Source organism: Bacillus sp. NPDC057893 (assembly GCF_042796455.1).
Lineage (GTDB): Bacteria > Bacillota > Bacilli > Bacillales > Bacillaceae_G > Bacillus_A.
In genome coordinates this window covers 1,083,569-1,096,990 of record NZ_JBHVNG010000001.1, presented here as the reverse complement: position 1 = coordinate 1,096,990, position 13,422 = coordinate 1,083,569, and the positions used below count along the sequence as shown (strand labels likewise).

13 protein-coding genes are annotated in these 13,422 nt (G+C 37.1%); all 13 read right to left on the bottom strand.

The features are described 5' to 3' along the window. Positions 1 to 198: 198 nt before the first annotated feature. Positions 199 to 1,065 (bottom strand): 2-oxoacid:ferredoxin oxidoreductase subunit beta, encoded by an 867-nt coding sequence (locus ACFVQC_RS06000; protein WP_002088040.1) that lies wholly within the window; start codon positions 1,063 to 1,065, stop codon positions 199 to 201. Next, positions 1,052 to 2,809: a 2-oxoacid:acceptor oxidoreductase subunit alpha gene (locus ACFVQC_RS05995; RefSeq protein WP_002146133.1), complete on the bottom strand. Its 1,758-nt coding sequence runs from the start codon at positions 2,807 to 2,809 to the stop codon at positions 1,052 to 1,054. Before ACFVQC_RS05995 ends, ACFVQC_RS06000 begins: the two co-directional genes overlap by 14 nt. 225 nt (positions 2,810 to 3,034) lie before the next feature. Further along, entirely contained in the window at positions 3,035 to 3,958 is a 924-nt protein-coding gene (locus tag ACFVQC_RS05990; protein WP_377893836.1) for a dipeptidase, read from the bottom strand. A 59-nt stretch (positions 3,959 to 4,017) separates the two neighbouring features. Continuing rightward, complete coding sequence (spoVS, locus tag ACFVQC_RS05985; protein WP_000404341.1) at positions 4,018 to 4,278, bottom strand: stage V sporulation protein SpoVS; 261 nt, start codon at positions 4,276 to 4,278, stop codon at positions 4,018 to 4,020. A gap of 149 nt (positions 4,279 to 4,427) precedes the next feature. Further along, entirely contained in the window at positions 4,428 to 5,222 is a 795-nt protein-coding gene (locus tag ACFVQC_RS05980; protein ID WP_002014601.1) for a TIGR00282 family metallophosphoesterase, read from the bottom strand. A gap of 178 nt (positions 5,223 to 5,400) precedes the next feature. Then, the gene (gene rny / locus ACFVQC_RS05975) at positions 5,401 to 6,966 is read right to left on the bottom strand and encodes a ribonuclease Y (RefSeq protein WP_002088045.1); all 1,566 of its coding nucleotides are present in this window, start codon (positions 6,964 to 6,966) and stop codon (positions 5,401 to 5,403) included. 483 nt (positions 6,967 to 7,449) lie between these two features. Beyond that, on the bottom strand, positions 7,450 to 8,481 hold the full coding sequence (recA, locus tag ACFVQC_RS05970) for a recombinase RecA (RefSeq protein ID WP_002066764.1): 1,032 nt from the start codon (positions 8,479 to 8,481) through the stop codon (positions 7,450 to 7,452). A 142-nt stretch (positions 8,482 to 8,623) separates the two neighbouring features. Then, complete coding sequence (locus ACFVQC_RS05965; protein WP_377897652.1) at positions 8,624 to 9,862, bottom strand: competence/damage-inducible protein A; 1,239 nt, start codon at positions 9,860 to 9,862, stop codon at positions 8,624 to 8,626. A 20-nt stretch (positions 9,863 to 9,882) separates the two neighbouring features. After that, positions 9,883 to 10,461, bottom strand: coding sequence for a CDP-diacylglycerol--glycerol-3-phosphate 3-phosphatidyltransferase (pgsA, locus tag ACFVQC_RS05960; RefSeq protein ID WP_002111336.1), 579 nt, complete (start codon positions 10,459 to 10,461; stop codon positions 9,883 to 9,885). 63 nt (positions 10,462 to 10,524) lie between these two features. Beyond that, complete coding sequence (locus tag ACFVQC_RS05955; RefSeq protein ID WP_377898132.1) at positions 10,525 to 11,436, bottom strand: helix-turn-helix domain-containing protein; 912 nt, start codon at positions 11,434 to 11,436, stop codon at positions 10,525 to 10,527. Between the two features lie 21 nt (positions 11,437 to 11,457). Next, positions 11,458 to 12,243, bottom strand: coding sequence for a DUF3388 domain-containing protein (locus ACFVQC_RS05950; protein WP_002146128.1), 786 nt, complete (start codon positions 12,241 to 12,243; stop codon positions 11,458 to 11,460). Positions 12,244 to 12,382: 139 nt separating this feature from the next. Beyond that, entirely contained in the window at positions 12,383 to 12,631 is a 249-nt protein-coding gene (locus tag ACFVQC_RS05945) for a DUF3243 domain-containing protein (protein WP_002146127.1), read from the bottom strand. 76 nt (positions 12,632 to 12,707) lie between these two features. Next, positions 12,708 to 13,421: an elongation factor P 5-aminopentanone reductase gene (gene ymfI, locus ACFVQC_RS05940; protein ID WP_002146126.1), complete on the bottom strand. Its 714-nt coding sequence runs from the start codon at positions 13,419 to 13,421 to the stop codon at positions 12,708 to 12,710. Between the last annotated feature and the right edge of the window lies 1 nt (position 13,422).

The window sequence follows — 13,422 nt, the reverse complement described above, 5'->3', positions numbered from 1 at the left end:
TAGTATGCAGCGTTTCGCCAATTTAAACAAAGAAGAAGCCTTATCCTATATTACATTTCACAGTTAATGAACATGCTATTTTTATACAACGATTTATATATTATTTTATCATTCTGAATTTTCCAAGTAAACAAATCTATTAATTATTTTTATTCACTCAAAAAGAAGGTTGCCAAGTGGCAACCTTCTCTCCAATCATTACATAAATTCAGCAACAAGCTCATCAAACATTTTCTGATCCATATTTAAATCAGCTTGCACTAAAGGCTTTTCACTATAGTCTTTTACAAGCTCTTGGTAAGAAGGCTGCTTTGTATTTTGATAAATTAAACCTGTTACTAACCCGTTCTTTTCCATTAATGTTTGCATAGCCATCATGCGGTTAGATGGATCATATCCTTCTACTGTACTTAGTTTCGTTAAATTCTCTTTAAACCAATCATAAGTATTTACTTTATTGTAAGTAACACATGGACTAAATACATTAATTAATGAAAAGCCTTTATGGTTAATACCAGCTTCAATAATTTGCGTTAATTCTTTTAAATCACTTGAAAAGCTTTGCGCCACAAATGTCGCACCAGCTGTTAAAGCCATTTCCATAACATTTAGTGATGGTTCAATTGAACCTTGTGGTGTACTTTTCGTTTTAAATCCAGCTTCACTACGTGGTGAAGTTTGACCTTTTGTTAATCCGTAAATTTGGTTATCCATTACGATGTACGTAATATCAATGTTACGACGAATAGAATGGATTGTATGTCCCATACCAATCGCAAAACCATCACCGTCACCACCGGATGCAATAACTGTTAAATCACGATTTGCCATTTTCACACCTTGTGCAATCGGAAGAGCACGTCCGTGAATACTATGCAAACCATATGAATTAATATACCCTGAAATACGACCGGAACAGCCGATACCAGAAATAACAGCTAGCTCATCTGGATTTAAACCAACGTTAGCTGCCGCACGCTGAATCGCAGCCTGCACCGAGAAGTCTCCGCAACCTGGGCACCAGTTTGGTTTTACACTGTTACGAAAGTCCTTAAATGTTGCCATTTAATACAACCCCTTTTTTACATTCGTTGTAAATCTCTTTCGGCAAGAATGGATTTCCATCGTATTTTAAAAGACTAGAAATTTTCTCACCATTGCCAAGATTCATTTTCATAATGTTAGCAAGCTGACCAGTTGCATTGTTTTCTACTACTACAACACGCTTCGCTTTTTTCACAAGTGGATCGATTTCAGCTGTTGGGAACGGATGAATTAAACGTACATGGGCATGGTTTACTTTCATTCCTTCTTGTTCCAAACGCTGCATTGCCTCTTCGATCGCACCACGAGTTGAGTTAAAGCCAACTAACAATACGTCTGCGTCATCATGCTTAGCATTTTTGTAAATAGGGTTATTAAACTGCAAGTTCGCCATTTTACGGAAACGTTTGTCCATTTGATCTTTACGATTTAACGCTGATTCAGATGGTTTACCCGTTTCATCATGTTCTACACCTGTAACATGGTGAATACCATTTTTCATACCAGGTAAAACACGTGGTGAAACTCCATCTTCTGTTACTTCATAACGCTTGAAGTATGCTTTATTTTCACGTTCTGGTAATTCTACTTCTAAATCAAGCTTACCACGACGAATTTCAACTTTATCTAACTTAAGTGGTTCTACTGTTTGCTTTCCTAAAGAAAGCTGTAGATCTGTTAAGAAGATAACAGGCACTTGATATTCTTCTGCTAAGTTAAACGCTTCTACAATATCATAGAAAGCTTCTTCAACTGTACTTGGCGCCATTACGATTTTTGGAATTTCACCATGCGTTCCGTAAATCATAGCCATTAAGTCAGACTGCTCTTGTTTTGTTGGTAAGCCCGTACTTGGACCACCACGTTGTGTATCAATGATAACTAGTGGTGTTTCAGTAATACCTGCTAAACCAATTGCTTCCATCATTAATGAAAGACCAGGACCAGCAGATGCTGTTAATGTACGAACACCAGCGTAGTTTGCACCAATCGCCATTGTACAAGCTGCGATTTCATCCTCGGTTTGGATTACTGTTCCGCCGACTTTCGGTAACTTTTTAATTAAATATTCCATAATTTCAGATGCAGGTGTGATTGGATATGCGGACATAAAGCGAGCACCACCAGCTACCGCACCAAATGCGATTGCGTCGTTTCCAATCATAAACATGCGTTTCTTACCATCAGCTTTTTCAAGCTGCATCATGTTTACTTTCTCACCAAGCAATTCTTTCATATATTGAGAGCCGCGTTTAATTGCTTCCATATTCTTTTGAACGACTTGCTCCCCTTTACGACCAAAGATTTCTTCAACAACCTCTAAATAAGCTGTTTCGTCTAACCCTAATACCGAACTAGATGCCCCAACAGCAACCATATTTTTCATTAATGATGTGCCTAACTCTGAAGCGATATCTGTAAACGGTATCACATATAGATTTACATCTGTATTATCAGGTATTGTTGGATTAAATTTCGCATCCGCAACTACAATTCCACCCGGACGTAGTTCGTGGAAGTTAAAATCAATTGTTTCTTGATCAAAAGCAATTAAAATATCTAAATCATCTGAGATCGCGCGTACTTCTGTTGTACTTACACGAATTTTATTATTTGTATGGCCGCCTTTAATACGTGATGAGAAGTGGCGGTAACCGTATAGGTAATATCCTAATCGGTTTAATGCAATACAGAAGATTTCCCCTGTACTTTCAATTCCTTCACCTTGTTGGCCTCCAACTTTCCATGAAAGTTGACTAATCATCTCCTACACCCCTTTTGGCTGCATTCATTGTAGTGTATTTTTTCACAGTATTAGTTTAGCATTTTTTATGCAAATAAACTACAATGGACGCAAATTATGCCTCTTCTGTTTTCCCTGAATCTTTAGTATAATGCTATTTCGTTCACCATTCTAGTATTAGGTCTTAAAAAAACCAATAAATTACCGCGAGCGAAATTTATTTTCTGAATTTTTAAAAATAAATAATTAGAAAGCAATTCGATCAATAAAATTTTCATACAAAAATCGCTCTATAGTTGATTCACTATACTTTTTACAAAGTTGATTAATTATATTTTCATAATCCCTATATGCTTCTACACCTACAACAGTTTCTAAAATCCCATCAAAATCAGAACCAAACCCTATATTTTTTTCTCCACCTAATGAACAAATATATTCCACATGCCTTAATATATCTGCTATATTCGCTTGTCTTTCATTCGTTAAAAACTGTGGTACGAAAGTAATACCAATAATGCTATTTTTCTTTATAAGAGCTCTTATTTGTTCATCGGTTAAATTGCGTGGATGCCCACAAAGTTGATAACAGTTTGAGTGAGATGCAATTGGGTTTTTAGCAATTTCTATAACATCCCAAAAGCTTCTTTCATTTAAGTGAGACACATCAGTCCATAAATGTAACGTATTAAGCTCTTGTACAACTTGTCTACCAAATGTAGTTAAACCTGCCCCACGTGCCTCTAGCGCTCCATCAGCTAACAGATTGGCATAGTTCCATGTCAATCCAAAGGAACGTACACCTAAGCGATAAAACAAACGTAATTTCATCGCTTCTTTTCCAATTGCTTCGCATCCTTCTAATGTTAATAATGCTCCAATCTCGTCCTGTTTTAGCATGTTAATATCGTTTTTTGTCTGAATAAACTTCATTCCTGGTAGCGATAGAATTTCATTATGAAAAATATCTATCATTTGCAGTGCAACTTCAAAACGCCCTTCATACGCTACTGTTTCTGGTACATATATAGCAAAGCATTGTATACTTCCTTTTCTTTTCTTTAATTGTTCAAATGTAATATGTAATTGTGAATCGTTTTGAAAGTCTTTTTTCCCTTTTGCACTCCATAACTGAAAGAGTACATCGCAATGAGCATCAAAAATTTTCATTTTCATTCCTCCATTACAAAAACAACCTGTTCGCATACATGCAAACAGGTTGTTTCAACTTAACGAGGTTCTACAATTAATTTTATCGCTGTACGCTCTTCACCATCAATCATAATATCTGTAAAAGCTGGGATACAAATCAAGTCCAAACCGCTAGGCGCTACAAATCCTCTTGCAATTGCTACTGCCTTTACCGCTTGGTTCAATGCACCTGCACCAATAGCTTGAATTTCTGCTGTTCCGCGTTCGCGAATAACACCTGCAAGTGCACCAGCTACAGAATTAGGGACCGACGTTGCTTTAACTTTTAATATTTCCATTCCGCGTTTCCTCCTCGTTTCTATAAAAAGTAATAGCAATTATTTCACTTTAACTTATATTCACGAGGAATGGCACGTATTCCTGCTAAATTTCTGTAATTTTTCTAAAAAATTAAAATATAACAAATTCTCTAACTTTTTATTAAAAATCAGTCAAAAAACGGCTGGTCATCATTAATTAAAATGCGCTCAATTTTCTTCGCTTTCCCTGTATTAGGATCCACATCAATTAACACTGCACTTAATTGCGTTCTACCATTCGTCACTTCAAAACGCACTGGTAAGTTCGTTAAAAACTTCTTCAATACCGCTTCGCGATCCATACCTAAAATCCCATCATATGGGCCAGTCATACCAACATCTGTAATATAAGCTGTTCCGCTTGGTAAAATACGATTATCAGCTGTAGGAACGTGTGTATGTGTACCTACTACCGCTGTAGCACGACCGTCTACGTACCAACCTAACGCCTGCTTCTCACTTGTTGTTTCAGCATGAAAATCAACAAAGATAATGTTTGTACGTTTTTTTGCAATGCTGATTAACTCATCCACTTTACGGAATGGACAATCAATTGGAGGAAGGAACGTACGTCCTTGTAAGTTAATAACTGCAACTTCTGTTCCATTACAATTTACAAAGATAAGCCCTTTTCCCGGCGTTCCTTCTGGGAAGTTAGCTGGTCTTGCAAGATATTTTGCATCATCAATAAATTCAAATACTTCACGGTTATCCCAAGCATGGTTTCCAAGCGTAACCGCTTGTGCCCCGCACTCTAAAAAGTTTCGATATATTTTTTCCGTAATTCCACGTCCACCCGCAGCATTTTCTCCATTAATAATTGTTACTGTAGGTGTATATTTTTTCTTTAATGCCGGTACGTACTGTTGAATCATGTCTCTACCAGGAGATCCTACTACATCCCCAACAAATAATATTCTCATATGTCTTACCCTTTCTATGTACTACATTTTTTATTACCATACTATAACGTGAAGCTATTTCCTTACAACAGTTACAATTTATCTATTATAAGTTTCTTTCACTTGCACACTGCTTATAAATAGTTTTCTTTATTTTACCCAATTCCAACACAAAAAAATAAAGTGGTGTTTCACCACTTTATTTTGCGTATTCCACTGCACGTGTTTCACGAATAACAGTTACTTTAATATGTCCTGGATAATCCAGTTCATTTTCAATACGTTTTCGAATATCACGAGCTAAACGATGAGCTTCTAAATCATCAATTGTATCTGGTTTTACCAGAATACGAACTTCACGTCCTGCTTGAATTGCAAAAGATTTTTCTACACCTTCATAAGACTCTGAAATCTCTTCTAACTTTTCAAGACGACGAATGTAGTTCTCAAGCGTTTCACTACGAGCCCCCGGTCTTGCAGCTGATAATGCATCTGCTGCAGCAACTAGAACTGCAATGATAGAAGTTGGTTCTGTGTCACCATGGTGAGATGCGATACTGTTTATTACAACAGGATGCTCTTTATATTTCGTTGCGAGTTCAACACCAATTTCAACGTGACTACCTTCTACTTCATGATCGATTGCTTTTCCGATATCATGTAATAGACCAGCACGTCTTGCTAGTTTTTCATCCTCACCAAGCTCCGCTGCCATAAGTCCAGTTAAATATGCAACTTCCATAGAGTGTTTTAAGACGTTTTGTCCGTAACTTGTACGGTATTTTAAACGACCTAAAATTTTAATTAAATCTGGATGTAAGCCATGAACACCCACTTCAAACGTTGTTTGCTCTCCGACTTCACGAATATACTCGTCCACTTCACGTCTTGATTTTTCGACCATCTCTTCAATACGCGCTGGGTGAATACGTCCGTCCTGTACTAGTTTATCAAGAGCGATACGAGCTGTTTCACGACGAATCGGGTCAAATCCAGATAGAATTACCGCTTCTGGTGTATCATCGATAATAAGGTCAATACCTGTTAACGTTTCTAACGTACGAATGTTACGACCTTCACGTCCGATAATACGTCCCTTCATTTCGTCATTTGGAAGATTTACAACCGAAACGGTTGTTTCAGCAACATGATCAGCTGCACATCTTTGCATTGCAAGAGATAAAATCTCTTTTGCCTTCTTATCCGCTTCTTCTTTCGCGCGAACTTCACTTTCTTTTACCATAACGGCAATTTCATGAGAAACTTCACTTTCCACTTTACCAAGAATAATTGCTTTCGCTTGTTCGCGGGTCAGATTGGAAATGCGCTCTAATTCTGTTTGTTGCTTTTGAACTAACTCTCCCACTTTGCTTTCCAACTCTTCAATCTGTTGTTGTTTCGCTACAAGAGATTCCTCTTTCTTTTCTAACTGTCGCTCGCGCTTATCGAGCGTTTCGTCTTTACGATCAAGGTTCTCTTCTTTTTGCATTAAACGATTTTCTTGTTTTTGTAATTCGCTTCTACGGTCACGAATTTCTAATTCAGCTTCTGTACGAAGTGTATGAATTTCATCCTTTGCTTCTAAAAGCGCTTCTTTCTTAAGTGCTTCAGCATCACGATTCGCTTCGTCTAGAATACGTTTTGCTTCATTAGCTGCACCATTAATCTTCGCTTCAGCAATAGACTTTCGAACAAAAAAGCCAACAACTGCACCGACTGTTGCAAGCAAAATGGAGATGAGTATCCAAACTGTACTACTACTCATGATTTCACCTCCCCTTGCTATGAATGAAAAAAGACTGTCGGCATGTACATTGAATTACAACGTACAGCAAAGACCGTCGTCCCGCTTTTTTAAGGGACTTTCTTCATTTCACAATTAAAATGTCATATTATTATTTCGGCAAGATTTAAGTCTTACTCCGAATATTACTTCTCTTCTTGAGAAGAGTGTATCGTATATAAGAAAAAATATACATTCTCATTGTATCTATCGCAATTTTCATTGTCAAGCGTTGTCTACTTTTACTTTCTTTACCTTCAGCCCTGAATCTTATATTGATTAAAAAAACAGACGGCATATTATCCTGGAAAACCTTAGAAAATCCCAATTCATTCACTTAAAATATATGAATATTCCCCTTTACACATAGCCTTTTGGATAGAATAAATATTTTATCTCCAGCTATATATAACGCTTTCATAGTGGATTAAAAAATAAAAGACACGGGACCGTGTCTTTTATTTTTTAATCTTGACGAGTTGAATCTTCCGTGTCTTCAACACCAGAGTTTTCACCAATTCCGTGATGTTCACGAACAAAGAAGGCAATTTCCTCTCTTAAATCCGTATTCTCTTTTAAGAATTGCTTCGAATTTTCACGACCTTGTCCTAAGCGTTCTTCATTATAAGAGTACCAAGCACCGCTCTTTTGAACGATATCAAGTTCAGAAGCCATATCTAAGATTTCACCTTCTCTTGAAATACCTTCTCCGTACATAATATCAACTTCAGCAACACGGAATGGCGGTGCTACTTTATTTTTAACTACTTTTATTTTCGTTTTATTACCAACAATATCGTTACCTTGCTTTAACTGCTCAGCACGACGTACTTCAAGACGGACAGTTGAATAGAATTTCAACGCACGACCACCTGGAGTTGTTTCTGGGTTCCCGAACATAACCCCAACTTTTTCACGAATTTGGTTGATAAAGATTGCGATTGTTTTTGATTTGTTGATTGCACCTGAAAGTTTACGAAGTGCTTGTGACATTAAACGTGCTTGTAAACCAACGTGAGAGTCACCCATGTCCCCTTCAATCTCAGCTTTCGGTACAAGAGCTGCTACAGAGTCAATTACGATAATATCAACCGCGCCACTTCGTACAAGTGCTTCTGCGATTTCTAGTCCTTGCTCCCCTGTATCAGGCTGTGATAATAGTAATTCATCGATGTTAACACCTAATTTTTGTGCATATACAGGATCCATCGCATGCTCCGCATCGATGAACGCCGCTTGTCCACCTTGACGCTGCACTTCCGCGATTGCGTGTAATGAAACTGTTGTTTTACCTGAACTTTCAGGTCCATAAATTTCAATAACACGGCCACGTGGGTATCCGCCTACCCCTAGTGCCACATCAAGTGCTAAAGAACCACTTGAAATTGTAGAAATTCTACGCTCCGCTTGTTCTCCTAATTTCATAATTGAACCTTTACCAAATTGCTTCTCTATTTGTTTTAACGCCATATCTAATGCCGCTTGACGATCGCTCATTCAAAATTCCTCCTTAACTAAATTGCTAATCTCATTATACCTATTTTCAATTCAATTTGCCAACAAAAATCGAACATTTATTCGATTTTTTTATTTTATATCGAATAAAACTAGGTTTTCCAAAAAAAAAACTAGAAGAAATTTATATCTCTTCTAGCTTTTTAAATAAATGATAAAATCCATATTTTGTAGAGCGTTCTCTAATTTGTTGACGACTTCCACTTAAATTAAGCGAGAAGACTACAGCTGGTTCATCTTTAATCGCCAATCCAACAAATACTGTTCCTGGCTCTTTATGCTCTGAAGCATCCGGTCCTGCCACCCCAGTGAAACTAATCCCGATATCTGCTTTTAACAGTTTCTTTACATTTTCAGCAAGATAACGAGCACACCGTTTACTAACCGCGCCGTCAGTGCGTAACACTTCTTCAGGTACATGTAAAATTTGTTGCTTCACATCATTTTGATAACAAATGACACCGCCTTTAAATACAGACGAAACACCAGCATTTTCTGTTACTTGATTTCCAAAAAGACCACCTGTTAAACTTTCTGCACATGCTAAAGTTAACCCTTTTTCCTTCAATAGCCTTATTGCCTTGTAATGAAGGAAATCTTGGTCATATCCGTAGAAAAATTCTCCTACTCTTTCTAAAATCAAATCTTCCACATGCTGAATCAGTTTCTCCGCCTCATCAGCATCATGATGTTTGGCAGTTAAACGTAATGTCACTTCTCCATCATTTGCGAGTGGTGCAATGGTTGGATTCGTTTGATCATCAATTAAATCTTGAACTTTCACCTCTAATTGAGATTCCCCAATACCAAAAAAACGAAGAACACGAGAATAAATATTTTCCCCCGTTGTAAACTTACATAAAAAAGGCTCTACGTAACTTATATACATCGGCTTCATTTCTTTTGGTGGTCCTGGTAATAAAATATAAACTTTTCCGTTCTTATTTAACCCCATACCAGGCGCCATACCGTGATCATTCGCAAATACAGTCGATCCATTTAAAACGAGCGCCTGCTTTTTATTATTCTCTGTAAATTCACGGCCTGTACGCTTAAAATAATCGCTTATCGATGTTAATGCCTTTTCATCATACACAAGCTCTTCATCTAAACTAGACGCTATTGTTTCTTTCGTTAAATCATCTTTTGTCGGTCCTAATCCACCTGTAAAAATGAGCATATCAGCTCGTTCTTCAGCCAATTCAATTGCCTTCTGTAATCGCTTGTTATTATCCCCAACAACAGTATGGTAGTACACGTTAATTCCGATTGAAGCTAACTTTTCAGATAAAAACTGGGCGTTTGTATTTGCAATTTGTCCAAGTAATAATTCCGTTCCAACTGCAATAATTTCAGCATTCATCCCAATTCCCCCATAAACTTCTATTTTGATTTTACAAAAGCATCTTTATTTTTCCAGAAATAATCCCACCCTGAAATAACGGTAAAGAATAATGCAATCCATATGAAAATATCTGCAACTGGAATATGAAGTAAATTTAACGGTACATCATGTAATAAGTATGCTGCAATCGCAATAATTTGTGTCCATGTCTTAATTTTCCCTAGCTGATTTGCTGCAACTACTTCCCCTGTCCCAGCAAGTACAAGGCGTAAACCTGTTACTGCAAACTCACGGCTTATAATTACAATAACGATCCAAGCGGGTACATATTGCATCTCTACCAACGTGATAAGTGCTGCAGAAACAAGTAATTTATCTGCTAATGGGTCTAGAAATTTCCCTAAATTCGTTACAAGATTATATTTTCTTGCATAATATCCATCAATCCAATCTGTAGCTGAAGCAATTATAAAGATTAGTGCTCCTACTAAATGTTGAATTGGTAAATTGACATCACCAATTGTATATGAGCCCCAGTTAAAGGGCGCTAGCATAATTACCATAAAAATTGGAATTAAGCAGATTCTAGATATTGTAATTTTATTTGGTAAATTCACAGCTATTCCTCCATCATGTCAAAAACATTTGTTCATTGAAAAAAGTCATCGAAGCGATGACTGTTATTGCGCAGCTTGCCCTATCCCTTGGTTTTTTATCACCAATCTTTGGTGAAGTTCTTTTGCTGGATCCAATGGGAAAGCAACCACTTGACCATTCAGTTTAACTTCAACATTCGTTGCATTTCCAATATTAAGTCGCACTTCTTTTACTGTTGATAAATCACGTTTTTCTATTTGGCCACCTTGTACTGTAGTGTTTAGAATTTCGTTCCCAGCATCATCTTTAACATCTACATAACTCGCACCTTTACCCGATATTTCCAGTTCTAATGTTTTATTATTATGAATTTCCAAAGTAGATACCTTACCAGTTGTTCCAACTACCTTCACTTCTTGTTGTCCAGTTGGTTGCACCGGTTGTTCCTCTTTCTTTGGCTCTTCTTTCTTTGGTTCTTCTTTTTTAGGTTCTTCTGCTTTCACTTCATCTTTCTTCGTATCTAGCGGAGAATCTTTTGCTTTTTGAACTTCAATTTTCTCACCTTGAGCATTCGGAACTTGCCTATCATCTTTTCCAGTTAACGCTTGAATAACAAACCAGACTACCACTCCAAATGCGATTACTAACAACACAATCATAATTTTTGGCATATGATCTGCAATTGGCCATGATGAAGATTTTTGCATTGTTTCTTGTGTTTTTTGTCCAGTTGATACTTGTGGAACTTCACGATTTTCAGATTGTGGTATCGTACTCTGATATTCTACAAGCAGTTCCTCTCCATTTAATCCAACAGCATCTGCATATTGTTTAATGAATGCACGCGCATAAAAAGCTCCTGGCAACACATCATAATTGCCTTCTTCAATCGCTACTAAATGGCGTTTTTGAATTTTTGTAATCTCATGCAGCTGATCAATAGCCAAGCCTTTCGCTTCTCTTGCTTCTGTCAGCTTTTGTCCTAATTCCGTCACTACTAACACCTCAATATTTCTTTAAAAGTCGAACATAGAGAAATTATTTCGCGTACCTTGCTCAATTTCATCTACTAAATTATATTGAATTTCTTCATCATAATCGTTACGCAATTCGATAATATAATCAAAATCATCCAATGTATATTCTGACTGACTCACAAACACATCCGGATGTTCCACAACTTTCGTTGCAGGCAATCTCATAATTTCACGAACGAGCTGCCAGTGTCTTTCATTAGCACGCTTTGTCGACACAATTCCATCTAGTATGAAAATATTATCGTCGCTATACTCATCTTCAATCAATTGGCTACGAACAGTTTGCTTAATGAGAGTAGATGATACGAATAACCATCTCTTATTTGCACAAACACTTGCGGCAACAATAGATTCTGTTTTTCCGACACGAGGCATTCCTCGTATCCCAATTAGTTTATGACCTTCTTTTTTCATTATCTCCGCCATAAAGTCTACAAGTAATCCTAATTCATCACGCACAAATCGAAATGTTTTCTTATCATCTGCATCTCGTTGTATGTACCTACCATGTCTAACTGCTAGCTTATCTCTAAGCTTTGGCGGACGATATTTCGTTACCGTTATATTATCCATCGTATTTAAAATTGATTCAAGTCTAGAGATTTGTTCTTGATTATCACACATAAGCAAAAGTCCGCGTCGTGCATTATCTACACCATTAATTGTGACAATATTGATGCCAAGCATACCGATTAACGAAGAAACGTCACCAAGTAAGCCAGGTCGGTTTTTATGTATTTCATATTCAAAATACCATTCAATCATCCAAAATCACTCCCCCACGCTTACTTTACACCTACGTACTATATTATATGATTTCACCTTAATAGGGAAGCTAAATGTATAATCTATTCGTCCTAATTATTATACAAAAAAAGTAGAGAGGAGCTTCTCCTCTCTACTTTTACTTATGTTGTACAAACTTCACCATTAAATTTGCGATTATATGTTGCTCTTGTTCATCAGCAACTTTCCAAAGCTCAGCTAATAATTTTTCTTGATCATTGCGAGCTTCTACTTCATTTGCTAAATAATCACCAACACGAAATGCCATATCTGATACGGCACCACCATCAAGCCCTTTTCCCCCCGCTTGTTCTAAACGTTCTCCTAAAAAGCTCTTCCACTGATCAAAATTATCTAACACTGACATGTTTAAGCACCTCACTATTGAGTAATAGAATCATGCTTAATTTGTCCATTTTTTTTATTTTTTATGTAAGAAATTTTTAACAATGCCAACCGCCATTGACTCCAATAATTTGCCCCGTAATATAAGAAGCTCCTGGCGAAACAAGGAAGGAGATTGTTTTTGCTACCTCTTCGGGTAGTCCTATTCTACCTAATGGAATATCTTCAGCAATTTCATTTTTATCATCTTCTGAAAATACATTTAACATTTCTGTTTCGATCGCACCTGGCGCTACCGCATTAACGCGCAATCCACTTAAAGAAACTTCTTTCGCTAAAGCCTTCACATATGAATTTTGTGCACCTTTCACCATTGAGTACAGCACCTCACAAGATGCTCCTATTTGCCCCCAAATGGATGAAATAATGACAACATTACCACTTCTCCGCCCGATCATCGGTGGAAGCGCCATCGATAAAAGTCTATATACACTCTTCACTTGAAGCTCCACCATATAATCTAATTCTTCATTCGTAACATCTGTTACTAATCCAAAGATACTCTTTCCAGCTGCGTATACAATAACATCAATAGGATGTTCGATTTGTCCCCACAATTCCTCCGCTCCATCGATAGAAGCTAAATTTGCTTGCACAGGAATCACTACATCAAATTCCTTTTGTAACTCCCTTACCTTCTCTTCGCTTTTATTGTAATGAATATAGACTATATAACCATCCTCGATTAACTGCTTCGAAATAGCAGAGCCAATCCCTCCGCTTCCTCCAGTTACTAATGCATACTTTTTCATA